At 42.9% G+C, this 26182-nt stretch carries 17 protein-coding genes and 2 pseudogenes; 3 read left to right on the forward strand and 16 right to left on the reverse strand.

Annotation, left to right across the window (positions count from 1 at the left end; genetic code table 11):
* Nucleotides 1–102: 102 nt before the first annotated feature.
* Both SNAG_RS10060 and SNAG_RS10065 read right to left on the reverse strand, forming a co-directional pair.
* Nucleotides 103–4581, reverse strand: coding sequence for a hypothetical protein (locus SNAG_RS10060; RefSeq protein ID WP_443031043.1), 4479 nt, complete (start codon nt 4579–4581; stop codon nt 103–105).
* A gap of 12 nt (nt 4582–4593) precedes the next feature.
* Nucleotides 4594–10371, reverse strand: a pseudogene (locus SNAG_RS10065) (YSIRK-type signal peptide-containing protein); the annotation flags it as partial.
* Between the two features lie 283 nt (nt 10372–10654).
* Here SNAG_RS10065 and SNAG_RS08360 point away from each other — a divergent pair.
* Nucleotides 10655–10939 (forward strand): annotated as a pseudogene (locus tag SNAG_RS08360) (transposase family protein); the annotation flags it as partial.
* 83 nt (nt 10940–11022) lie between these two features.
* On the opposite strand, the gene SNAG_RS08365 reads toward SNAG_RS08360, so the two are convergent.
* From SNAG_RS08365 to SNAG_RS08410, 10 genes are all read right to left on the reverse strand, one after another.
* Nucleotides 11023–11574 carry an SP0191 family lipoprotein gene (locus SNAG_RS08365; protein ID WP_096408376.1) on the reverse strand — a complete coding sequence of 184 codons (552 nt, stop codon included), beginning with the start codon at nt 11572–11574 and terminating at the stop codon, nt 11023–11025.
* Between the two features lie 10 nt (nt 11575–11584).
* A complete protein-coding gene (locus tag SNAG_RS08370; RefSeq protein ID WP_096408379.1) occupies nt 11585–13249 on the reverse strand; it encodes a DAK2 domain-containing protein in 1665 nt (554 codons plus the stop codon).
* A 2-nt stretch (nt 13250–13251) separates the two neighbouring features.
* Nucleotides 13252–13617, reverse strand: a complete 366-nt coding sequence (locus tag SNAG_RS08375) for an Asp23/Gls24 family envelope stress response protein (RefSeq protein WP_000216432.1) — start codon at nt 13615–13617, stop codon at nt 13252–13254.
* A 152-nt stretch (nt 13618–13769) separates the two neighbouring features.
* Complete coding sequence (rpmB, locus tag SNAG_RS08380; protein ID WP_001140948.1) at nt 13770–13958, reverse strand: 50S ribosomal protein L28; 189 nt, start codon at nt 13956–13958, stop codon at nt 13770–13772.
* A 105-nt stretch (nt 13959–14063) separates the two neighbouring features.
* A complete protein-coding gene (locus tag SNAG_RS08385) occupies nt 14064–14738 on the reverse strand; it encodes a LiaF transmembrane domain-containing protein (RefSeq protein WP_061407284.1) in 675 nt (224 codons plus the stop codon).
* Between the two features lie 5 nt (nt 14739–14743).
* Nucleotides 14744–15190 carry a LytTR family DNA-binding domain-containing protein gene (locus SNAG_RS08390; RefSeq protein ID WP_096408382.1) on the reverse strand — a complete coding sequence of 149 codons (447 nt, stop codon included), beginning with the start codon at nt 15188–15190 and terminating at the stop codon, nt 14744–14746.
* 113 nt (nt 15191–15303) lie between these two features.
* Nucleotides 15304–15807: a phosphatase PAP2 family protein gene (locus tag SNAG_RS08395; RefSeq protein WP_096408384.1), complete on the reverse strand. Its 504-nt coding sequence runs from the start codon at nt 15805–15807 to the stop codon at nt 15304–15306.
* Between the two features lie 95 nt (nt 15808–15902).
* A complete protein-coding gene (locus SNAG_RS08400) occupies nt 15903–17663 on the reverse strand; it encodes an ABC transporter ATP-binding protein (protein WP_096408387.1) in 1761 nt (586 codons plus the stop codon).
* Nucleotides 17653–19422, reverse strand: a complete 1770-nt coding sequence (locus SNAG_RS08405) for an ABC transporter ATP-binding protein (RefSeq protein WP_096408389.1) — start codon at nt 19420–19422, stop codon at nt 17653–17655. The genes SNAG_RS08400 and SNAG_RS08405 overlap by 11 nt, the downstream gene beginning before the upstream one ends.
* On the reverse strand, nt 19406–19867 hold the full coding sequence (locus SNAG_RS08410) for a MarR family winged helix-turn-helix transcriptional regulator (protein ID WP_096408392.1): 462 nt from the start codon (nt 19865–19867) through the stop codon (nt 19406–19408). Before SNAG_RS08410 ends, SNAG_RS08405 begins: the two co-directional genes overlap by 17 nt.
* A gap of 190 nt (nt 19868–20057) precedes the next feature.
* Between SNAG_RS08410 and SNAG_RS08415 the strand changes: the two genes are divergently transcribed.
* The gene (locus SNAG_RS08415; RefSeq protein ID WP_096408394.1) at nt 20058–20762 is read left to right on the forward strand and encodes a CD20-like domain-containing protein; all 705 of its coding nucleotides are present in this window, start codon (nt 20058–20060) and stop codon (nt 20760–20762) included.
* Between the two features lie 47 nt (nt 20763–20809).
* On the opposite strand, the gene SNAG_RS08420 is transcribed toward SNAG_RS08415, so the two are convergent.
* Nucleotides 20810–21526, reverse strand: coding sequence for a YebC/PmpR family DNA-binding transcriptional regulator (locus tag SNAG_RS08420; protein ID WP_096408397.1), 717 nt, complete (start codon nt 21524–21526; stop codon nt 20810–20812).
* A gap of 96 nt (nt 21527–21622) precedes the next feature.
* Entirely contained in the window at nt 21623–22993 is a 1371-nt protein-coding gene (locus tag SNAG_RS08425) for an MATE family efflux transporter (protein ID WP_096408399.1), read from the reverse strand.
* A gap of 109 nt (nt 22994–23102) precedes the next feature.
* On the opposite strand from SNAG_RS08425, the gene SNAG_RS08430 reads away from it, so the two are divergent.
* Complete coding sequence (locus tag SNAG_RS08430) at nt 23103–23657, forward strand: GNAT family N-acetyltransferase (RefSeq protein WP_096408402.1); 555 nt, start codon at nt 23103–23105, stop codon at nt 23655–23657.
* A gap of 49 nt (nt 23658–23706) precedes the next feature.
* Here SNAG_RS08430 and recA read toward each other — a convergent pair whose 3' ends face one another.
* On the reverse strand, nt 23707–24855 hold the full coding sequence (recA, locus tag SNAG_RS08435) for a recombinase RecA (protein WP_096408404.1): 1149 nt from the start codon (nt 24853–24855) through the stop codon (nt 23707–23709).
* 54 nt (nt 24856–24909) lie between these two features.
* Nucleotides 24910–26166: a competence/damage-inducible protein A gene (locus SNAG_RS08440; RefSeq protein ID WP_096408407.1), complete on the reverse strand. Its 1257-nt coding sequence runs from the start codon at nt 26164–26166 to the stop codon at nt 24910–24912.
* Between the last annotated feature and the right edge of the window lie 16 nt (nt 26167–26182).

The raw sequence follows: 26182 nt of genomic DNA on the forward strand, positions 1-26182 counted from the left end.
CAATTATAGTCTTTTGAAGTTGGCGGAGCTAGATGCTTCTGTCACTAGGAAATATGACAAATGTCATAAAAAAAGAACCGATTTCTCGGTTCTTAAAAATGATTAGTCTGATTCATCGTTTCGTTTCTTTTTACCTAGCAATCCAAGTGTCATGACACCTGCTAGGGCTGTCAGAATTCCTAGATTTTTCAAACCATCTTCTTGACTTCCTGTATTTGGAAGTTGATTTTTTTCTACAGAGATGTTTTGAGTCAATTGATCTGGTTTCGAATCAGCTACTGAAAGTTCTTTTTTATCAGAAGGCTTCACTTGCTCTGGAAGTTCTACTACTGTTGGAGTATAGAATCCTGAAAGGATCTTTCCATTGCGATCTTTACGGATCACTTTTACACCTTTGGCTTGTCCTACAAAGTCTGCCTCAGGAGTAAATGTGACGGTGCCATCTGGCGCAATCGTGTAAGTTCCTTCACCTGGAACGACTTTTTCAGTTGTTCCATCTTCAAAGGTTGGCGGAACTGTCAGATCGACATCACCTGTAAAGTTTGGTTTACCAGTCTGAGTTTGACCTTTAAGACCTTCTGATGTCGCATCACTCACTTGTGTTTGTCCAAGGACAGTTGGTGTATAGTGAGTAGTAACTACATTTCCATACATATCCAAACGTTTCACAACCAATCCTTTAGCTGTACCAACAAAGTCTGGTTCTGGAGTAAAGGTAATCTTACCATCTTTATCAATTGTATAACTTCCTTCACCCGGAACAACCATAGTCGTGCTACCATCCTCAAATATTGGTGGAACTGTACTATCGATATGTCCTTCAAACGTTGGGGTTGCCACTTGTGGTTGGCCTTTTGCTCCTGTAGAAGCCGTGTCATGACCAGTAGATGGATCTACAACTGTTGGACGATAAGTCGCAGTAACTGAGGTACCATTCTTATCCTTACGGACAATCGTTACGCCAGTTCCTTTTCCTACAAAATTAGCTTCTGGAGTGAAGGTGACGGTGCCATCTGGTGAGATAGCATAAGTTCCTTCACCTGGAATCACTTTTTCAGTTGATCCATTTTCAAATGTTGCTGCCACTGTTTCATCGATTGGAACAAGCGGATTACCACCTTGGAAGCTTGGAGTTCCTGTTTGAACAAGCCCCTTAATGTTAACTGAAGAAGTATCTTTACCAGTTGGTGTTACTTTCGTAAACTCTGGGCTGTAAGTCGCAGTGACTGGGGTGCCATTCTTATCCACACGCTTCACTGTAACTGGAGCTGGGTTTCCAACAAACTGTTTATCTGGAGTGAAAGTTACAGTTCCGTCTGGTGCAATCGTGTAAGTTCCTTGACCTGGAATAGATTTCTCTTTGCTTCCATTTGCGAAGGTTGGCTCTACTGTTTCATCGATTGGAACCAGTGGGTCACCACCTTGGAAGGTTGGGGTGCCGGTTTGTGGAAGTCCTTGAGGACCTGTGCTGGTTGCACCGGTTCCAGTTGGGGTTACTTTCGTAAACTCTGGACTGTAAGTTGCAGTAACTGGGGTGCCATTCTTATCTACTCGTTTCACTGTGACTGGATCTGGGGTTCCGACAAACTGCTTGTTTGGTGTGAAGGTCATTGTTCCGTCTGGCGCAATCGTGTAAGTCCCTTGACCTGGAATAGATTTCTCTTTGCTTCCATCTGCGAAGGTTGGCTCAACTGTTTCATCAATTGGAACCAGTGGATCACCACCAGCAAACGTTGGAGTCCCGGTTTGTGGAACACCCTGAGGACCTGTGCTGGTTGCGCCAGTTCCTGTAGGAGTGACCTTAGTCACTGTTGATGTATAAGTCGCAGTAACCTCTGTACCGTTCTTATCTACACGTTTGACTGCGACTGGAGCTGGAGTACCAACATATTGTTTTTCTGGCGTAAAGGTGATAGAGCCATCTGGATTGATGCTGTATTCACCTACACCTGAAACGGTTTTCGTTGACTGTCCATCTTCGAAAGTCATTGGTTTCGTATCATCAATTGGAACCAATGGATTCCCTTCTGTGAAGGTTGGGGTACCTTTTTGCGGTTGACCTTGGATACCATTTGAAGTGGCGTCCGTTGAAGTTGGGATTACTTCTTTCACCACCGCTTGGTACTTGACAGTAACAGGAGTGCCGTTGGCATCCACACGAGTCAATTCAAGCTCTGGTGTTTCACCCTTGAACTGCTTATCTGGGGTGAAGGTCACCTTGCCGTCTGCGTCCACTTCGAACTTACCAACATTTGGCACTTCCTTCACAGCTGTTCCATTGTCAAATAGTGGAGTCGAATCTGCTGGGAATGGAACCGAGTCATGACCTGGGGTGAAGGTCACTTTACCTTCTTGAACCTGACCTTGCAGACCCTCTGTCTTATCTCCCGTACCAGTTGGTGTTACTTTCGTGAACTCTGGACTGTAGGTCGCAGTCACTGGAGTGCCATTCTTATCCACACGTTTCACTGTGATTGGATCTGGGTTTCCGACAAACTGCTTGTCTGGAGTGAAGGTTACAGTTCCATCTGGCGCAATTGTGTAGGTTCCTTGTTCTGGAGTCACTTTTTCCTTGCTTCCATCTGCGAAGGTTGGCTCAACTGTTTCATCAATTGGAACCAGTGGATCACCACCAGCAAACGTTGGAGTCCCGGTTTGTGGAACACCCTGAGGACCTGTGCTGGTTGCGCCAGTTCCTGTAGGGGTTACCTTAGTCACTGTTGGGGTATAAGTCGCAGTAACTGGGGTACCATTCTTATCCACACGTCTGACTGTGACTGGAGCTGGAGTACCAACATATTGTTTTTCTGGCGTAAAGGTGATAGAGCCATCTGGATTGATGCTGTATTCACCTACACCTGAAACGGTTTTCGTTGACTGTCCATCTTCGAAAGTCATTGGTTTCGTATCATCAATTGGAACCAATGGATTACCTTCTGTGAAGGTTGGGGTACCTTTTTGCGGTTGACCTTGGATACCATTTGAAGTGGCGTCCGTTGAAGTTGGGATTACTTCTTTCACCACCGCTTGGTACTTGACAGTAACAGGAGTTCCGTTAGCATCCACACGAGTCAATTCAAGTTCAGGTGTTTCACCCTTGAACTGTTTATCAGGAGTAAAGGTCACCTTACCGTCTGCGTCCACTTCGAACTTACCAACATTTGGCACTTCTTTCACAGTTGTACCATTGTCAAATAGTGGAGTTGAAGCTGCTGGGAATGGAACCGAGTCATGGCCTGGAGTAAAAGTCACTTTACCTTCTTGGACCTGTCCTTGCAGACCTTCTGTCTTATCACCTGTACCAGTCGGTGTTACTTTCGTAAACCCTGGACTGTAAGTCGCAGTGACTGGAGTTCCATTCTTATCAACGCGTTTAACCGTTACTGGATCTGGGTTTCCGACAAACTGTTTGTCTGGAGTGAAAGTTACAGTTCCATCTGGTGCAATCGTGTAGGTTCCTTGGCCTGGAATAGATTTCTCTTTGCTTCCATCTTCAAAGGTTGGATCGACTGTTTCATCGATTGGAACCAGTGGATCACCACCTTGGAAGCTTGGAGTTCCTGTTTGTGGAACACCCTGAGGGCCTGTGCTGGTTGCACCTATTCCAGTTGGAGTCACCTTAGTAAACTCTGGACTGTAAGTCGCAGTAACCGGAGTGCCATTCTTATCCACACGTTTCACTGTGATTGGATCTGGACTACCTACAAACTGCTTGTCTGGAGTGAAGGTTACAGTTCCATCTGGTGCAATCGTGTAAGTTCCTTGACCTGAAATAGACTTCTCTTTGCTGCCATCTGCGAAGGTTGGCTCTACTGTTTCATCGATTGGAACCAGTGGATCACCACCTTGGAAGCTTGGAGTACCAGTTTGCGGAAGACCTTGAGGACCTGTGCTGGTTGCACCTATTCCAGTTGGAGTCACTTTTGTAAACTCTGGACTGTAAGTCGCAGTGACTGGGGTGCCATTCTTATCTACACGTTTCACTGTGACTGGATCTGGGTTTCCGACAAACTGTTTGTCTGGTGTGAAAGTTACAGTTCCATCTGGTGCAATCGTGTAAGTTCCTTGTCCTGAAATTGTCTTCTCTTTGCTGCCATCTGCGAAGGTTGGCTCTACTGTTTCATCGATTGGAACAAGTGGATCGCCACCTTGGAAGGTTGGAGTTCCTGTTTGTGGAACACCCTGAGGGCCTGTGCTGGTTGCACCTGTTCCAGTTGGAGTCACCTTAGTAAACTCTGGACTGTAAGTAGCAGTAACTTCTGTACCATTCTTATCTACACGTTTGACTGTTACTGGATCTGGTTTGCCGACAAACTGCTTGTCTGGAGTGAAGGTTACAGTTCCATCTGGTTCAATCGTGTAAGTTCCTTGACCTGGAATGGATTTCTCTTTGCTGCCATCTGCGAAGGTTGGCTCGACTGTTTCATCGATTGGAACCAGTGGATCACCACCTTGGAAGCTTGGAGTGCCTGTTTGTGGGACACCTTGAGGACCTGTGCTGGTTGCATTAGTGCTGGTTGGAACAACTTCTTTCACTACTGCTTGGTACTTGACAGTAACAGGAGTTCCATTGGCATCCACACGAGTCAATTCAAGCTCTGGTGTTTCACCCTTGAACTGCTTATCTGGAGTGAAGGTTACAGTTCCGTCTGCTTCTACTTCGAACTTACCAACATTTGGCACTTCCTTCACAGCTGTTCCATTGTCAAATAGTGGAGTCGAATCTGCTGGGAATGGAACCGAGTCATGACCTGGGGTGAAGGTCACTTTACCTTCTTGAACCTGACCTTGCAGACCCTCTGTCTTATCTCCCGTACCAGTTGGTGTTACTTTCGTGAACTCTGGACTGTAGGTCGCAGTCACTGGAGTGCCATTCTTATCCACACGTTTCACTGTGATTGGATCTGGGTTTCCGACAAACTGCTTGTCTGGAGTGAAGGTTACAGTTCCATCTGGCGCAATTGTGTAGGTTCCTTGTTCTGGAGTCACTTTTTCCTTGCTTCCATCTGCGAAGGTTGGCTCAACTGTTTCATCAATTGGAACCAGTGGATCACCACCAGCAAACGTTGGAGTCCCGGTTTGTGGAACACCCTGAGGACCTGTGCTGGTTGCGCCAGTTCCTGTAGGGGTTACCTTAGTCACTGTTGGGGTATAAGTCGCAGTAACTGGGGTACCATTCTTATCCACACGTCTGACTGTGACTGGAGCTGGAGTACCAACATATTGTTTTTCTGGCGTAAAGGTGATAGAGCCATCTGGATTGATGCTGTATTCACCTACACCTGAAACGGTTTTCGTTGACTGTCCATCTTCGAAAGTCATTGGTTTCGTATCATCAATTGGAACCAATGGATTACCTTCTGTGAAGGTTGGGGTACCTTTTTGCGGTTGACCTTGGATACCATTTGAAGTGGCGTCCGTTGAAGTTGGGATTACTTCTTTCACCACCGCTTGGTACTTGACAGTAACAGGAGTTCCGTTAGCATCCACACGAGTCAATTCAAGTTCAGGTGTTTCACCCTTGAACTGTTTATCAGGAGTAAAGGTCACCTTACCGTCTGCGTCCACTTCGAACTTACCAACATTTGGCACTTCTTTCACAGTTGTACCATTGTCAAATAGTGGAGTTGAAGCTGCTGGGAATGGAACCGAGTCATGGCCTGGAGTAAAAGTCACTTTACCTTCTTGGACCTGTCCTTGCAGACCTTCTGTCTTATCACCTGTACCAGTCGGTGTTACTTTCGTAAACCCTGGACTGTAAGTCGCAGTGACTGGAGTTCCATTCTTATCAACGCGTTTAACCGTTACTGGATCTGGGTTTCCGACAAACTGTTTGTCTGGAGTGAAAGTTACAGTTCCATCTGGTGCAATCGTGTAGGTTCCTTGGCCTGGAATAGATTTCTCTTTGCTTCCATCTTCAAAGGTTGGATCGACTGTTTCATCGATTGGAACCAGTGGATCACCACCTTGGAAGCTTGGAGTTCCTGTTTGTGGAACACCCTGAGGGCCTGTGCTGGTTGCGTTCGTTCCTGTAGGGGTTACTTCTTTCACTACTGCTTGGTACTTGACTGTAACAGGAGTGCCGTTGGCATCCACACGAGTCAATTCAAGTTCTGGTGTTTCACCCTTGAACTGTTTGTCTGGAGTGAAGGTTACCTTACCGTCTGCGTCCACTTCGAACTTACCAACATTTGGCACTTCTTTCACAGTTGTACCATTGTCAAATAGTGGAGTTGAATCAGCTGGGAATGGAACAGAATCATGACCTGGGGTGAAGCTGACTTTACCTTCTTGGACCTGACCTTGAAGGTCTTCTGTCTTATCACCTGTACCAGTCGGTGTTACTTTCTCAACAACTGGGGTATAGGTCGTTACAGTCGACTCTCCATTTTTATCCACCACTCCAACTCGAACTGGAGTTGCTGGACCATAGAAGGTTTTCAGTGGAGTAAAGACAATTGTTTTATTTACAAGATCTAAATCGTACGTCCCTTGGTTGGCAATGGTTAGCGAAGTTACCTTTTGTCCATTCTCATCATAAAGAAAGACACTGCTTTGGACTAGGTCAACGGATTTCTTTGCTCCATTAATGGTTGTTGTCCCTTTTGTAAAGTGGACCTCGCTCTCGCTTGCTCTATCCTCATCAAATCGAATCGTTGCTGCTTGCTTCTGCCCTTGAAGGCCTTTAGATTTCGCTGCACTTGCTGAAGGGACAACTGGAAGTGGAACATAATACACCACCCGATACCAGGTAAATTCTTTTTCCAACTCTTCATCTCTAGGATCATCCGCGGTCAATAAATATTCATCGAGAGCTCCTTCTCCCGACATTGTGTTTGCATCAATATCCTCTCTTGGATAATAGCCAGGAATTTCAGGAGAAATCACTTGAGACCAAGTTTGGTCTGCAGACCAGGCTGAGTATGTCACACCAGCTGTCGCATCATTTGGTTGCCGTTTCGCCAAAACCTGGTCAATTCTCTTCGTTCGAGTAAACGAATGAGTCTCAACATGCTTTGGAGCAAGGAGTGATAAATCAGTATTGTTTGTTTTTTTGAGATATTCATAATCAATTTCGCGAGTTACACGAACAGTTTCGGATAGTTCTGTTATCTTGTGTCTAAACTGAAACTTGAATTGTTTTGGACTAGCCGAGTCACCAAAGGTATGATCTGTAAAATCGTTACTGATCAGTTCATATCCTGCATCTTCCAATTCCTTAATTCGACGAGCAGGATCATAAGAAATTGGTCCATTAGGTTTGCCTACAACTGTGTCTACCTGTCCTAGTTGCACTTCCTTAGACGGATCATTTACATCCACAAAGGTGAAACTTGCAGATGACAGTTTGGTGGACATTTGGATTGAAACATTATTGGACTCAGTGTACTTGGAACTACCATTTGCCAGAGCCGAAGAAAGATAAGCTGTAGCACCTGGGGCAGTATCTTGCCCGATAACTGCTCCATCGATAGGAAACTGAACCCTGCTTCCAGCAGCAACCGGAGCAGTCGAATGCCAACGAACTGCACGAATCTCTGACCAATCCGACACTTGGTCTGCTGTGAGCCATTGTGAAGCACTAATTTCTGCAGCAGTGCCCGCAGTACGACTATATTGAACTTCCCAGCCTGAAGGTGGTGTTAAAGCTTTTGTCAAACTCACTGTAAATTGAGAACCACGATTTCTGGATTCTAGCTGTTTATCACCTTTCATCGGCAAGGATGACAAAACATAAACGTCTGAAACAGGCTGTTTCGCTGCGTTTTTATAGGTCACTCTGAAATCAATCTCATCGCCAGGATAGTGCTCTTGGGTATTATAGGCAAAGTGCTGATCTGTCGCTCTTTTCACTTCAGAGTAGACACCGCTCGCTTCTGAAGCCTGTACGATCACATTGAAGTCATGAGAGGTCGAATTTTTCGAAGTAACAGTAATGCCATCTAGTTCTCCTAAGTCAAAACCATTCTGAGCTTGAACATCAGGAAGTTCTTCATCCCAGAAAGCAATTGCTTTATAGGTATAGGTCCCATTTGGAATCGTCTTGTTTTCCAATTTCAAAAGCGATGGAGGCATAGGGGAGTCTGGAGTTCCCTTTACTTGAGCATAGTAGAGAGTTTTCCCAGTATCTTTATAATTATAATAGACCTTAAAATTAGGGTTTCCACTAAAGTTTAATTGAGGGTCAGCCAAATAGGCTAAATGGTAAACTCCCGTCAAGTTTGCGAAGTTCTGAGTAGATGTATTTCTACCTGCAGTAGTTGTGATAAAATCTTCCTTAAAACCAGAAGCATCTGTATGTCGATTGAAAACATCTGTTCGGGCTCGCCCAATCATTGAAATTTGCTGAACAACACGCGTCAATTCGGCTGAAGCCGTTTGAGAGAAGGAAACAGTGTTGCCAGTATTCTTAAAAGTGAAATCCGTTCTAGAATCCAACTTACTAATCGTCGAATCTTTATAGAGACTTTCCCAATTATTAAATCGTGTTTTTGTCTGGAAAAAAAATGCCGAAGTATCATTGGTTGAGGACTTCCTCATCTTGATATTTTTAAACTTGTACTCCAGTTCCTTCACATCTTGCTCTTCCGTCAATCGTAGACTACGGGTGTTACTATTAAAAGTACCTAATAACTCACCTGTAGCTTTATTGTATACTTCTACGGATGCGTCCGGTGAAGAGAAAATTTCATTCCATTGACGCTCCTCAATCACGTTTACTTCCCGATAAGACTCTCGTGAATCCTGTATTTTATGGGTGACCGTATAGTCATTGATAGGATAATCTTTTTCAACCTCTGCGACTGATGAAAGTCGAACATTAGAACGGTATTCTGTTTCACCATAAGAACGAATCATCTCCGAGTCAGACTGATTATAGTGTCTAAATTCAAAGAGAGAAGACTCTGGCTGGTCTGTTTTTTGAACCATGAGAGTATAAGGCAAAACGACCGTATTTTGATAGCTAGTCCCATCTGCTTTTGTATAGATACCCGTCACAGTTAGGTTTTGCGCTTTTCTATTAATATCTGCTACTTTGGCATTCTTTAACTTGAAAGAAATTGGAATGAGCTTGTTTTTATTGTTGTTAATATCTTGAAGCGGATTATTTGCTCTATTAATAGTCAGATGGTAACCCGTCGCATCGGCAGTCCATCCTAGAGCTTTGGCTTCATCTGTCAGCTCATAGCCTTCTTTTAACTCTATATTATAGGTATAGGATGTGACAGGATCAATAATATGCCCACCGACATCACTAATCCCCATACCATTGATCATACGACCATCAAAGACACCATTCCCATAGTTGAAGTAATCATTTCTTGCCGTATTATTCTTAGGATCTTTCGCACCATTAAATAGATAGTAGGATACAACCGCCGAATCTTCGTCAACAATACCATCGTTATTTCGATCGTAGCCAATGACCTGATTGTTAGACATTGGTGTCAGACCCCCTACACCGTTTTCTAAGACTTTCCACGTGTGTTCAATGCTTCCAAGTTCTTTGAGGACATTGCCATTTTTGTCATAGAGCTTAGCAGTGGCGGTCACTTTATGGTCCGGCCCAATGGCTTGGACAGCACCTCCCCAGTTCTGAGTCAAAGGATCTATCTGAAAAGTATAGACGAAGTTATAGTTTGCTCCACCTCTCAGATTCGTAGGTTCTATCTTTAAATCCAAATCCCCATTATTCTTTTCTTGACTGAACTTTACACCACCGACTGGAGAAGGAGTTAATTTAATCGCCTTACCATTTTGGAAATGAATTTTAATATACCCACCAGAATAGTCTGCTTCGTGTCCAGTAATACTAAATGTCAAGGATTCACGGACACTATCTACTGCGTGGATATCTTTGATTGGCGAATGAGCTGTAAATGCTGCATTGACTTCATCTAATGACCTCTTGCGTCTAGAAGGAATTTTCCCATTAGAACTCGTTTCTTCTTTGCTTTTCTGCTCAGTTTGAGTTGGTTCTAGAGATTGCTCTTTCTCCTTATCTAATGAAGGCTTACTTTCTTCCTTCGTATTGTCAACTTGTGAAACTGTTTGACCCTGAGCGACTGATTCAGATGCTTCTGTTTTGGACGACACAGCTTTATCCTTCAAGGCCTTAACTGCCTCATCCTTTTTCATCTCTTTTTGAGGCTCAGAAATGACTTCCTGTCCATTCTCAACACTTTTTTCCTTCTGTTGAATTTCCGCCTGCGTTTGTTGTTCCTTATTGTTGACTTGAGCTTCATCTGCTTGCACTGGTGAAGTAGCCATCACCATAAAAGTTCCTAGCAATACCGAACAGGTCCCAACACTTAACTTTCTAATTGAAAAGCGGGAAAAAGATTGATTAAAAATTTTTTTCTTCATCATTTCTCCTTTATATTCATACTTAATCTAACATAACAGCTTTATCATTATAACCTATCGTAATTAGAATTTCCAATAGAAGGTTTGTTTCAATATAAATTTATTGGTAGGTCAACTTGCATAGAAAAAGGAAGCTGTCAGTTCAGCTTCCTTCTGTTATTTTCGGCTCTATAATATTTGTAGTGGGTAAATCCCCTATGGATATCATGGAGCCTATTTTGTTGTAGAAAAAAGTCCCATAAGATCTATAATGAAAAGCAACCAAACCATCATTAGAAAGAATCATATGGAACAATTACATTTTATCACAAAACTACTCGATATTAAAGATCCTAACATCAAGATTGTGGATATCATCAATATGGATATACACAAGGAAATCATCGCTAAACTGGACTACGATGTGCCAGATTGCCCTGATTGTGGAAGTCTGATGAGGAAATATGACTTTCAAAAACCGTCTAAAATTCATTACCTTGAAACGACTGGTCTGCCTACTAGAATTCTCCTGAAAAAGCGTCGTTTCAAGTACTATCAGTGCTCAAAAATGATGGTCGCTGAAACTTCTCTACATCTTAGCTTTTCTTCAACCCACTACAGTTGATAAAGAACCTTTTTTTGGAGATAAGGGACTATTGTCCCAGCCTCTTTCGTTTATTCTTCTCTAAATCCTTGTAACTTTAAACCAGCAATCAGAGTATTCGGTTTCTTAAAGTCTTCTACACTATCCTCAAGCGATTTAAAGAAATAAGTCTTTTTAACTCTATCCATATCTGCTTTCTCAAGGTCAAGATCGATAACTATTCTCATCTTTTTATTATCGGTGATAAAATATTCAACCTTAACACCTGGCTCGTCCTTGATTTCAAGATACTCTGGAGAGCTTTCCGCAGCTTCGCGAAAGACTTCTTGAAATTCTTCCAGAGTAATTTCTGCAGGAATTTCCTCTCCAAATTCTCCCAACATATCCATCTTGTATCGTTTTACAACATCTGTGTAAACTAAAGTCAGAGTAACATCGGAGTTATCAATTCTTCCTTTGAGAACTTTGGTCGTTTCCTTGATTTCTTCTTTCACCTGACTTGACTTTGTAGATGAATCAACCGAACTTGCTGTACTACTTGAATCTGTTTTTGCGGTGTTGGTTTGACCACAGCCAGCAAGAGCAAGTAACGCCGCAAAAACTAATCCTAAAACTTTCTTCATTCAAAGTCTCCTATTCCACACTGAAAAGATATGGATATACAGGTTGTTGACCTTGGTGAATCTCTACTTCAACATCTTCGAATTCTTCTGCGATTTCTTGGGCGATTTGGTTGGCCAATTCTTCACTTCCATCTTCACCGACATAGAAAGTCACAATTTCACTATCTTCGTCTAGCATGTGTTTCAATGTTTCAGTCAAAGTTTGATGCATGTCCGGGTTTGACACGAGGATTTTCCCATCTACCATACCAAGATTGTCATTTTCGTGAATTTCCAAACCATCGATAGTCGTGTCACGAACGGCTGTTGTTACACTACCGCTGATGACATCACCGAGGGCTGCAGTCATACGTTCTTTGTTTTCTTCGATAGACTTGCTTGGATCAAAGGCAAGAAGACTGGTCAACCCTTGAGGAAGGGTACGAGCTTCTACCACTACTGCTGGTTGATCCAATACCTCTGCAGCAGATTGGGCCGCCATGAAGATATTTTTGTTGTTTGGCAAGAAGATAATGTTGCGAGCATTGACCTGTTCAACAGCCTTGATAAAGTCTTCTGTTGAAGGATTCATCGTCTGACCACCTTCAATGACATAATCCACACCTTGGGCACGGAAGATATCTGCTAAACCTTGACCAGCTACTACTGCGATAAGGGCGTATTCCTTCTCTTCAGCTGGCTTGCTGACTTGAGCTTCTTTTTCTACTTGAGCTTCGTGTTGGTTGCGCATATTATCTACTTTAACCTTGACCAAGCTACCATATTTAAGGCCTTCTTGCATAACAAGACCTGGATCTTCTGTATGGACGTGGACTTTGACGATTTCATCATCGTTGACGACAAGAAGAGAATCCCCTAGGTCATTCAAGTAGTTGCGGAATTCATCATAGTCAAAATCTTTGGCATAAGTTGGACCTTGTTTAAGGGCAACCATAATCTCAGTACAGTAACCAAAAGTGATATCTTCTGTTGCGACATGTCCAGCTACTGACTTGTGGTGTTCAGCATTGATCATTTCACCCATATTAGCTGGAGTTGCTACAAAGTCCTCAGACGCACTGTATTCACCAGTAAGAGCTGATAGGAAACCTTCGTAGATGAAGACCAAACCTTGACCACCTGAGTCCACAACACCAACTTCTTTCAAAACTGGAAGCATGTCTGGTGTTTTGGCAAGAGCTGTTTTAGCTCCTTCCAAGGCTGCACGCATGACCTCAACAGCATCATCTGTCTGTTCCGCTTTTTTCTTGGCACCAATGGCAGCACCACGAGAAACTGTCAAAATAGTTCCTTCGACTGGTTTCATAACGGCCTTGTAGGCTACCTCGACACCAGATTGGAAAGCAAGAGCCAAGTCTTGACCTGTTAACTCGTCTTTATCTTTGATAGCTTGAGAGAAGCCACGGAAAAGTTGAGAGGTGATAACTCCTGAGTTTCCACGCGCACCCATCAAGAGCCCCTTTGCAAGAATGCTCGCCACTTCTCCAACTGTGGAAGCCGGCTTGTCTGCTACTTCTTTAGCACCATTTTCGATGGTCATTCCCATGTTTGTCCCAGTATCTCCATCTGGAACTGGAAAGACGTTTAATGAATTGACATATTCTGCTTGCTTATTCAAACGAGTTGATGCAGCCTGCACCATCTCTTGAAATAAGCTGGTAGTAATTTTTGACACGATTATTCTCCTACAACTTTGATATTTTGAATGTAGACATTCACAGTCTGAGCAGTAATTCCTAGTTGGTTTTCCAAACTAAAACGAACGCTCTCTTGGATGTTTTTTGAGACTTCACTAATCTTTGTTCCGTAGCTCAACACGGTATAAACATCAACTGCAATGCTGCCATCTTCGGCTGCTTTTACGACAACGCCTTTTGCATAATTTTCCTTACCAAGAAGGGCTTGGAAATTATCTTTGAGGGCATTTTTACTAGCCATACCGACCACACCAAAAATCTCAGTTGCTGCACCACCTACAACGGTTGCAATCACTTCATCTGTCAGTTCGATTTGACCATCTTTTGTATTAATTTTTACAGTCATTTTTTTTACCTCAAATTGTTGATACTCTATTTTATCATATTTCAGCCCAAGTGTAAAAGCAGAATGCTGTATCGGCGGATATTTACTCTATTTTTCAAATGGTTTTATACTTAGAGCAAAAGAAAAAGACCAGTTAGGTCTTTTCATTTTTATTAAACGCGTTCAACTTTACCTGATTTCAAAGCACGAGCTGAAGCCCAAACTTTTTTAGGTTTACCATCAATAAGAACAGTAACTTTTTGAAGGTTTGGTTTTACGGCACGTTTTGTTTGGTTCATCGCGTGTGAACGGTTGTTTCCTGATACAGTCTTACGACCTGTAAAGTAACATACTTTAGCCATTGTGTTTTCCTCCTATTAGATCTAATATAGCGGATGTGCTAGCACCACATACCGTACTATGTTATCACACTTTCTCTATTTTGGCAAGGGAATTAGGAGACTTTTTTATTTAACATAGACAACTCCAAGTTTACCAAAGGCCACTTCTCCACGAATAATCAAAGTTTTACTAGTCGGCGCTAGAGGAGCGTCCGCCTTAGCTGCGCCAAAGGATGTTTCTACTTTCAAGTCTACACGCCAGTGTTGTGGAACATAGACGGTTGCATTACCAAAAGCCACTTCGATATTCAGAGTAGCAAAATCACCTAACATCTCTGCATTATCATAGTAGATTTTTGCATCTCCAAAAGCGACTTCAACTTGGTCATCTACAAGATCTTGATCTTGTTTATAAAAGGTTCCACTACCAAAAGCGACTTCCTTATCTGTGACGACTGTTCGCTCACTGTTGTACCACCATTTTTTGCCGTACCAAAACTTACTTGAATGCGTCAGATAGCCAACTCCTAGCACTGCTAAGATACTAGCCCAAAACAAAGACTGGTTTGGAATAGGAAAAATGTTATAAAAATGATTCGCAATCATTAAGGCTACTAGAGCGGTAAAAACTGCTGATGTTAGATGACGACGAAGCAAAGCTTCAACTGATTGGTAAGCAAAAAAGGCAATACCAATCAAAGGCCATATTTTGCCATCCAAAGAAGGGATTCCAAAATTCCCTTGCAGCAAGATCCAAGCTGCTAAAACCAATAAAACAATACCAAATGCTTTCTTTTTCATGTTTTTTACCTCATGTTTCTTAGATTTTCTTTTAGGAGGGATTGGTAATGTCGTGAGACATGAACCTCCTTGTGCGTCTGATAAAAGGAAATGGTGCCCGTTCCTGAAAAGGACTTGTCCACTGAGTAAATCTGACGAATGTTTGCGATAGTCGACTTGGATACTCGGCTAAAATAGCGGGGCAGGATAGACTCTAACTCATAAAGCTTGAGTCGAACCTCGTAGGCTTCTTTCTGGGTGTGGGCGTAAATCTTGCTACCTTCTGTCTCAAAAAAGAGAATTTCTGCCAAGTCTAAGTAGTACTCACCCGTCCCCTTATAAAAGATCAACCTAGGAGCCTTGATTTCTTGCAAGAGTCGTTGCAAGTCCGCAATTTCATCTGTCAAAACAGGTGTCTTGATGACAATTTCAGTTTCTTCTAAATTGCCATCAACCTCAATTCGTAACTTCATCACATCTCCTTTCTGACTCTACTATATCAAAGCTAAGTTAGGAATACAAGGGCAAAAAAGCAAGTGGTCAATTTGAAGCAGTAAGTGGTTGTAGGACTAGCTTAACTTACATGTCAAAATAAGAAGAAAAGGAATCCCCACACCAGACCACAAGCATAGCCAACCAAGACATCCTTGGGATAATGAACACCACCTAGTACTCGGACCAAGGCTAAGACTCCTGAGTAAATAAGCAAGATCGTTCCGATCAAAGTCCAAGCATGGAAACAGGCCATGGAGATGATAGTTGCCGAAAAGACATGGCGACTAGGCATCGACTGTCCCGAACTATCCTTGTCAAGCAAGGGGGCGATGTCCCAAGTTTCGTAGGGGCGTGGGTGATTGATTTTCTTACGAAACAGGGACAAGATCACAAAACCTGTAGCGGGGACAAGCAAATAGACCCCAACTTGCTGACCAAATCCTAGCTGCAGGTAAGTAGTGACTAGCAAGGTCAGATAGACCAGGGGCATAGCTACTGTCATCAAACGATTGAAACTAAGCAATAGAAATAAAAGGGTGGGATGGCTAGTTAGTTTGGAGCTAAGGTTGCTATACCATTCTTGATAATTTTTCATGTATACTTCTCATTATCATTTTATTTTTACCTCTAGGTGAGGCGCTTGTCTTCTAGTATAGTGCAGAAAAAGAAGGCCGTCAAGCCTTCCGAGGTTTATTCTTCTGCATCATCTTCTGTAAATTGACTATTGTACAAGTCGGCGTAGAAGCCAGCTTGGGCCATCAGGTCCTCGTGATTGCCTTGTTCAATGATATTTCCATCTTTCATGACAAGAATCAAGTCGGCATTTCGGATAGTAGACAAGCGGTGGGCGATGACAAAGGAAGTTCGACCCTCCATCAAACGGTCCATGGCTTTTTGAATCAACTCCTCTGTACGTGTGTCGACTGAGGATGTCGCCTCGTCCAAAATCAAGAGTGGTGCGTCCTTGAGCAAGGCACGAGCGATAGTCAAGAGCTGTTTCTGTCCAACAGACAAGGTCACAGTGTCATCCAAAATAGTATCGTAGCCATCTGGCAAAGTCATGATAAAGTGGTGAATTCCCACAGCCTTGCTGGCTTCCATCATTCGTTCATCACTGATGTCTATCTGATTGTAGATGAGATTTTCTCGAATGGTTCCTTCAAAGAGCCAAGTGTCCTGCAAAACCATTGAAAAGGCATCGTGCACTTCTGAGCGCTTTATGTCCTTAGTATCCACACCATCGATACGGATACTTCCCTTATCAATCTCATAGAATTTCATCAAAAGATTGACAATGGTTGTCTTACCAGCCCCAGTCGGTCCAACAATGGCAACCTTTTGACCAGCATGAGCTGTCGCAGAGAAGTCATGGATGATGGTGCGTTCTGGTGTATAGCCAAAGGACACCTGATCAAAGACCACTTCACCTTTCATGTTGGTTAATTGTCTTTCCTTATGAGATTCATCTGCCATTTCCTCTTCATCTAGAAATTCGAAGACACGTCCCATGGCTGCGCTAGCCTGTTGAAGACTGGTAATTCCTTGGGCAATTTGAGAAAGGGGTTGAGAAAAGATACGCACGTAAGCCATAAAGGCAACGATAATCCCGATACTGATGTGCCCATTCAATGCCAAGGCTGCACCAACGATAATCACCAAGACGTAGCTAAAGTTTCCAATGAATATCATGATTGGCATCATAATTCCTGAAATAAACTGAGACTTCCAGATACTGTCATATAGACGATGATTTAATTTCGCAAATTCTTCTTTAGTGCTCTCGATAGCATTGTAGCTAGCCACCACATTATGGCCAGAGTACATTTCTTCCACATAGCCATTTACAGCTGCCAAATCCTGTTGCTGACTCTTAAAAAAGCCCTGTGACTTGCCCATAAAGACGGACACGAAAACGAAACCGATAAGAGTTGAAACAACTGTTACCAGTGCCAAAATCCAGTTCATGCCAAACATGGTAATCAAAACAGCAATCAACAAGAAACTAGCTGAGATAACTGTCCCTAGACTTTGGTTAAGAGACTGAGCTGCTGTATCCACATCATTGGTCACGCGCGAAAGGGTATCCCCTTGAGAATGACGGTCAAAATAGCCTAGAGGCAAGCGATTGATTTTTTCAGCGATAGCCTTCCGCAAACGTTGTGAAAAATGTTGGATACTAGTTGAAAAAATGTAGGCTTGTGTATAGTTAAGGATAATACCAAGTACATAAAGGATAACCAAAAAGCTAGCAATACTTGACACAGCCTCCAGGTCAATTCCAGTCATCAAGCCATCTGAGATTAAGTTGGTGATTTCTTTTATCTTGGTTGGTCCATACACCGTGATGATACTAGAACATACAGCCGCCACAACTGCGACTAGTAGGGGAAGTTGGAGACCTGCTAGAAAAGGTCTACACTGTTTCCATAAGGACATTTTCTTATTTTCCATGTTCCAATTCCTCCTTCGATAGTTGTGAATAGGCAATTTCTTGGTAAACTTCATTGGTAGCTAGAAGTTCCTTGTGGGTGCCTTGTCCCACGACTTTACCTTGATCCAAAACTATGATTAGGTCAGCATCCATAATGGTAGAAATCCGTTGCGCTACGATGAGCTTGGTCATGGATTGTGTTTTCTCTGCTAGTTCTTGGCGCAGGTTCCGGTCTGTCTTGTAGTCCAAGGCCGAGAAGGAATCATCAAAAATGAGAATTTCAGGCTTACGAGCCAAGGCGCGTGCAATGGCCAAACGTTGTCTTTGACCTCCTGAGAAGTTGGTCCCGCCTTGGGCCACTTCTGAAGCTAGGCCTGCTTCTTTATCCTCGATAAAGGTTTTAGACTGAGCCAATTCCAGAGCTTGCCACATAGCAGCTTCGCTTAGAGGACTTTCTTGACTCTGACCAAAGTCTAAGTTTCCCTTAACATCTCCAGAAAAGAGCACAGCTTTTTGAGGGATATAGCCGACTTTATTGCGCAAATCTTCCAAGTCGTAATCTTGCACATTGACACCGTCGACTAAGATTTGACCAGCTGAGACATCATAAAAACGAGGCAAGAGATTAACAAGTGTCGATTTCCCTGAACCAGTTGAACCAATAAAAGCAATGGTTTGCCCTGCTTCGGCTTTGAAAGTAACCTGTTCCACAACTGCTTCTGAGTTTTGAGAGTAGCGGAAGGTTACATCACGGAATTCCACTTGACCTTTCACAGAAGGGTTTGCCGTCTGTGGGTGACTAGGATTTTTAATAGAAGAATGCAGATCCAATACTTGATTGATACGCCCAGCAGAAACCAAGGTACGAGGAAGGACGATAAAGAGAGCACCCATGAGCAAGAAGCCCATTACGACTTGCATGGCATAGGACATGAAGACCACCATATCGCTAAAAAGGGGCAGACGTTCTGTCAAGCTAGCATCGTTGATGATATAGGCTCCAATCCAGTAAATAGCTAAACTCAAGCCACTCGAAATCCCCATCATAATGGGATTCATAATGGCCATCAAACGGTTGACAAAGAGATTAAGTCGAGTCACCTCATCATTGGCTTCTTCGAATTTCTTGTCTTGATAATCCTCAGCATTATAGGCACGAACAACTCGAATCCCTGTCAGACTTTCACGGGTGATGCTATTGAGTTTATCTGTCAACTTCTGGATGACAGATTGTTTTGGAAAGGCAAGAGTCATGAGAACAGTGGTCATCAAAACATTGACGATAACAGCAACCACTACTGCCCAGAGCCAGTATTCAGACTTGCCAAGGATTTTTCCAATGGCCCAGATAGCCATAATCGGCCCACGAGTAACCACTTGCAAGCCCATGGTAAAGAGCATCTGTACCTGGGTAATATCATTGGTCGTCCGAGTCAAGAGACTAGGAATAGAGAAACGTTTAATTTCTGTCTGAGAATAATCTAATACACGATTAAAAATATCACTACGTAGATGAGCCGTATAGGAGGCTGCAACACGAGCCGCAAAAAATCCCACTGTTACGGATGTTAGAAAGGCCAAAAGTGACAAGCCCATCATCTTAAGGGCTGGTGACCAAAGCTCTCCCAACTCCGTACCTGGTGTTCCAAGTAATGCTGTAATTTCTGAAATATAAGTCGGTACTTCTAACTCGAGATAGACCGAGAAACAGGTAAAAAGAACAGTCAGGAGAATCATGCCCCATTCTTTTCCTGTAATACGTTTAGCGAGTTTCTTCATTCTCTCCTCCTATCTTCTCAACATTTTCTTGCAACTGACCGAGAACCTTTTCAAAGATAACGAGATTCTCTTCGGAAATGCCTTCAAGTAAACTACGGTCAATTCGATCAAAGAATGATTTGATTTGATTTATTTGAGAGCGTGATTTTTCGGTCAAATGAACAAATTTTGCCCGTTTATCACTTGGACTCGTCTCCAACTCCACCAAACCATTTTGTACCATGCGCTTGACTAGATTACTCGCAACAGATTTGGTAATATTGAGTTCCTGCTCGATATCCTTAATCAGGACTAGTTCCTCTTTTTGTTCACAATGATCTAAAAAACGCAGAACCTGCCCTTGCGGTCCACCCATAAATTCAATGCCACATCGCTTGGCTTCCTTTTGCACCATGAGGTGAACCTGATGCCCAAAACGTTTAAAGACCAAAATTGGTTTATCCATATCTGCTTCCTCTCAAATAAAAAATAGTTCTCTTGAGAACAATTAAGTTTCCATGAGAACTATTTTATCATTTTCAGAAAAGATGTCAAGAAAAAAGTTTTCATGAGAACTATCCTGGTCAGAATTGACATTAGCAGATATTTTCTCTATAATAAGCACTAACTACTGTGGATTGATATCCATTCACTCGATGAAGGGAGAAAACTTTCAAATGAAACCAGAAGAACAAAAAGTTTTAGGGATTTTGGCAACCATTTTTGGAGCCATCGCACTTTTAGGATCCTGGATCCCGTTTATTAACTACCCATCGTTGTTCATCGGCATCGTCGCATTTATCTTGGGGATTATCGGCCTTATCGTTAACCTCAAAAAACGAAAAACAATGGCCATTATCGGAACAGCTCTATCAATTGCTTCTATTGTCCTTTTCTTTACAACCCAGATACTGTACGCTAATGTCTACAATGATTTTGTCAGGGAATTTAACCGCTCCTACAGAGAGGCCAGTGCCTCAATGGAACGCGAAGAAGAAAGTGACTTGACAGATGATAGCAGTGATTTCATCCCTGAAGAGGAGGAAGAGGATTCCTTCACTTGGACCCAAAAAGAGTTTGACGACTTAATCGAAGGTGACCTTGACAACAAAGGAAAAGGTGGCACCAACTACAAGGATATTATCAAAAAACACGGACTGCCAGACTCCGAGTTTGACTCCACTATCGGAGGTTATAATACGAGAAAAATCACCTATATCTCCATTGGTGACAAAATTAAGACGGTTACCCTAACTTTTGCAAAACAGGACAATGGACAGCTCCTGCTCGTCCAAAAACATGCAGTCGGTCTAGGTCTAGGGAAAAGCAAGCAACAAAACGATTCTGAAAGCAGAGTCTGAGCTCCAATATAAAAAGCGAACAGACTTAATAGCTGTTCGCTTTTCTATTAGAATCCATCCACATTGGTATAGATCTTTTGTACATCTTCGTCGTCTTCAAGGACGATGTAAAGTTTTTCAAAAGTTTCAAGGTCTTCACCTGACAACTCCACTTCTGACTGAGGAATCATCTCAAGTTCAGTCACTTGGAATTCTTCAATACCAGACTCACGCAAAGCAACGATAGCCTTGTGAAGGTCAGTTGGAGCTGTGTAAACAGTGATGGTTCCTTCTTCTGCTTCTACATCGTCTACATCGACATCTGCTTCAAGCAAGAGTTCAAAGATGGCATCCGCATCTTCACCAGCAAATACAATAACACCCTTGTTGTCAAAGAGGTAAGAAACTGAACCTGAAGCACCCATGTTTCCGCCATTTTTACCAAAGGCAGCACGGACATTGGCTGCGGTACGGTTAACGTTTGACGTCAAGGTGTCAACGATCAGCATAGAACCGTTTGGTCCAAATCCTTCGTAACGTCCTTCTGTAAAGGTTTCGTCTGTGTTTCCTTTTGCTTTATCAATCGCTTTATCGATAACATGTTTTGGCACTTGGGCTTGTTTAGCACGGTCGATAACAAATTTCAAAGCAGTGTTTGATTCTGGGTCTGGATCACCTTTTTTAGCTGCTACATAGATTTCTACACCAAATTTTGCATATACTTTAGAGTTAGCTCCATCTTTAGCCGTTTTCTTGGCTACGATATTGGCCCATTTACGTCCCATTAGGAATCTCCTTTTTTCACATTTTAATCTTTCTTATTATAACACAAGTTCATCTGATTTTCACTAGAGGAAATGGATTTTCTTTCGTAAATCCAGCTAGGATTGTTCCTTAGCTACCAAGATTTCCTTACCTTCTTTTATCAAGGGGTGACGGAAAAGAGAGAAGTAAAGTTGGATAGTCATGGCAACCCAGATAAGAGGTTCACAGAGGATGACTCCCCTATAGCCTGCCCAAGGGATAATCAAGACCACAAAAACGATTTTGCCGATTAGTTCGATAAAACTAGATACCAGAGGCAGGATTTTTTGGCCCAAGCCCTGCAAGCAATTGCGATAAATCAACAAGAGACTCAAAATCGGATAAAAGACTGAACTGATCTGCAAGTAGAGGCTACCATTTTCAATCAAGTAACCATCCGTTGAACTGGCCAAGAAGGAAATCAAGGTCGGACTAGCAAAAAAGAGAAAGATACAGACAAAGCCTGCCCAGGACATGCTCAGGCGACTGCCGATTCGAAGACCTTGAACAATGCGATCTGGTCGCTTAGCACCGAGATTCTGAGAGGCAAAGGTTGTCATGGCAGAAGAAATAGCCGTCATCGGAAGCAAAGCAAAGGCCATAATGCGTCGAGCCGCTGTTTGCGCACTTATAATCACGGCTCCAAAAGTATTGACAGAAGACTGTAAAATCACACTACCAATAGACACAATCGAACTCATCAAGCCCATAGCTAAACCTTGCTCCAAGAGATCCGCATACAAGCTCTTGTCCCATTTGAAATGTTTAAATTGTGGCAAGAGTTCTGGAACGCTTTTGCGGATATAATAAAAGCAAAGAACCGCTGATAACCCTTGTGAGATAATAGTCGCAAGTCCCGCAGATTGAACACCCAGTTGCAGTTGCGTAATAAAATAGAGATCGAGAACCACATTAGCCAGAGCAGAGAAAATCAGAAAACCAAGCGCAGCCAGACTGTCACCAATAGACCGCAACAAGCCTGCAAAAAGATTATAAGCGAAGCTGACTCCGACACAGGTCACAATCATGGAAATATATTGATAGGATTGGGGAAGGATTTCTGCAGGGGTATCTAAATATTGCAAGAGTGGATACAGACCGACAAAGCCCATCAACATAACAAAAATACTCAAAAGCCCTCCTAAAATCCAGGTTGCAGCAACCGCTTCCTTGATTTTGGTGAAATTACGAGCCCCATAATAGCGAGCAATGACAATCCCCATGCCATTTCCAACACCAAGCGTAAAGCCTATAATCAAGTCAAAAATGGCTGTAGTAGCTCCTACTGCAGCCAAGGATTCTTGGCCAAGGAAACGCCCAACAATCAAGACGTCAGCTGTATTATAAAGCTGTTGAAAGATATTAGACAGCAAGATGGGAAAGGCAAAGCTTAAAAGCGAAGGAAGGATTGGACCATTGACCAAATCCACTTTTCTTTTCTTATTCATAAGCCTATTATATCAGCTTTCTAGAGGAGCGACAAGGATTGCTTGGCTTTCTTGAAATCAATTGCCTACCGAGAGACAATTTGCTATAATCAAGAAAAGGGGGTCATTTATGAGTTTGACCAGTCAATTAATAACCGATGCATTTCCAGATCTTGATAAGGTTGAAAAGCTCAACAATGAAGCTTTCCCCGAAGAGGAACGCGTGCCTTTATCCGAATTTTTACGCTATCAGGATCGAGATGACGCCCACTTCTTTGCCTTTTATAACCAAGAAGAGTTTGTCGGATTTGCTTTTGCCATCTCCAATCAAAAAGCTTTTTATATCAGCTTTTTTGCCATCATGCCTCACCTGAGAAGCCACGGTTATTGGAAGGAAATCATCGAAAAGCTGACTGAGTTTTACCAGCGAACCATGTTGCTTGAAGTCGAGCGATTAGATGAAGAATGCGATAACCTGGAACAAAGGAAGGCTAGAATGGACTTCTATCGACAAAATGACTTTAAAACAGCCAACGATTTCCTTGAGTACGATGGTTTGAGTTTTGAAATCCTCTATCGTGGCGATCACTTTGACGAAGAAGCCTATCGTGACATCTTCCAGAAGTTGCAAGATGAACATTACTTTGACTTTCATATCGAATACAGACGCTTTAGTGATCATTAGTTCGTTTGAGTTAGATAAAAAAGTAGCAGAAAATCTGCTACTTTTATTTTTATTCTTCAATTTCGATTTCAAGATCATCGCCAAGGTCAAGCGTTACTTCTTGGTTAGAAGTTGCCTCCGCTACTGGACTATGATCAGAAGCTTCTTCATCTTCAATCAAGCCATATTGAACACGGACTTGATGGTCAATGGCGTCAAAGATTTCCGGATGATCTGCCAAGTATTTCTTAGCATTTTCAGATCCTTGCCCGATTTTTTCACCCTTGTAAGAGTACCAAGCTCCTGCTTTTTGGATGATATCAAGGTCACTTGCAATCTTCAAGAGCTCACCAGTCTTAGAAATCCCTTCTCCGTACATGATTTCAACAAAGGCTTCCTTAAATGGTGGAGCCACCTTGTTTTTCACGACCTTGATCTTGGTTTCCTTACCGACATTGGTATCTTTTTGGTCACCAGTTCCCTTGATTTGCGTACTTCCACGAACATCCAAACGGACTGAAGCGTAGAATTTCAGAGCACGTCCACCTGGAGTTGTTTCTGGGTTTCCAAACATGACCCCAACTTTTTCACGCAATTGGTTGATAAAGATGGCAATTGTTTTGGTCTTATTGATAGAAGCACCTAGTTTACGCATAGCCTGGCTCATCATACGAGCTTGAAGACCTACGTGGCTGTCTCCGATATCCCCATCGATTTCTGCACGAGGCACAAGGGCCGCAACTGAGTCGATAACGACTAGGTCAACTGCACCTGAGTCAATCAATTTCCCTGCAATTTCAAGACCTTGCTCACCTGAGTCTGGTTGTGATAAGAGCAATTCGTCAATATTCACACCAAGGGCTGCTGCATAGGCTGGATCAAGGGCATGTTCCGCGTCGATAAAGGCAGCGATACCACCTTCTTTCTGTGCTTGCGCAACAGCGTGAAGGGCAACCGTTGTCTTACCAGATGATTCTGGTCCATAGATTTCGATGATACGTCCTTTAGGATAACCACCTGAACCAAGGGCAATGTCAAGAGCCAATGAGCCTGAGCTCATCACTTGAACTTTTTGCTCCGCACGCTCACCCAAGCGCATGATTGAGCCTTTACCAAAGTCTTTCTCAATCAATTTAAGAGCATCGTTCAAGGCTTTTTCACGATCAGCTCCAAATTTTTTCCCGATTTCATCTAATTTTTTTGTTGGTTTTTTCGCCATTTTGTTCTCCTATATTCTACTGGTCCTTAGACCTATCTTTTATTATACCAAAATTTAGTCACTTAATAAAGCCTTGCGAACTAGGTTAAAGGCATGCATAACCGCAATATGACGAACATCTGCACGGCTCCGTCCTGCGATATTAGCCTTGATAACCTCTGTTCCTTTTGCATGCGCCAAGCCGATAAAGACGGTTCCAGCTGGATGCCCCTCTAGGCTATCTGGTCCTGCCACACCCGTCAAACTAACTCCGTAGTCAGACTGAGTCTTGAGACGTGCCTGCTCTGCCATTTTTCGAGCGGTAAACTCAGAAACGACCCCGTGTTCTTTCAGCTCTTGCTCGGAAATATCCAGCATCTTGGACTTTTCCTCTAGGCTGTAGGTGACAAATCCTCCATTAAAGATAGCTGACACACCTGAAAAGTCTGCTAAAGTAGCCTGAAAGAGGCCTGCCGTCAAACTCTCTGCTGCAGTAATGCTTTTCTGTCTGTTCTTTAGCTCTTCTACAACGACACTTGCTAGACTGGTTTCTTCCCCATATCCATAACAGATGTCTCGTAGAGAAATTCCCTCAAAAGTCTGGCGATCCAAGATTTGATTTTCTAGGATATCCAGTGCTTGATCAGCCTTTTCTTGACTAACTGCTTTTGTAGACAAGCGCAAGGTTACCTCTCCCGTTTTGGCATAAGGAGCCAAGGTTGGATCAGTTTGTTGGTCAATCAAGTCCGCCAAAATAGTCACCAACTGACTTTCACCAATCCCAAAGAAACGGAGCACTCGGGAATAGAGCTTAGCACCAGTCATTAACTTGGGTAAGAGCTGATTTAGGATCATGGGTTTCAACTCACTAGGAGGTCCTGGAAGAACCACGTAAGTCACGCCGTCAGCTTCCGACACTCCTCCGACAGCTAAGCCTGTCTCATTTGGCAATGGGGTTGCTCTTTCCACAATTTGAGCTTGCCTCTCATTATTGGGGGTTCGCGCATAGTCTGGTCTTTGAGCAAAAAAGTGATCGAGTTTTTCCTGGGCTTGAGGATCAAACACCAAGGCTTTTCCCAAAAATTTTGCCAGCGTTTGTTTGGTTAAATCATCTTCAGTTGGCCCCAAACCTCCTGTCAAAATCACAAGATTGCTACGTTGACTCGCAATCTCAAGCAAGGACAAAAGACGAGCTTCATTATCCCCAACAGCTGTTTGGAAGTAGACGTCTACTCCAATTTCTGCTAGCTTTTCTGATAAGAACTGGGCGTTGGTATTGACAATCTGCCCTGTCAAAATTTCTGTTCCTACAGCAATAATTTCTGCTTTCATTTTTCCTCCTACCTAT

Source organism: Streptococcus sp. NPS 308 (assembly GCF_002355895.1).
GTDB lineage: Bacteria > Bacillota > Bacilli > Lactobacillales > Streptococcaceae > Streptococcus.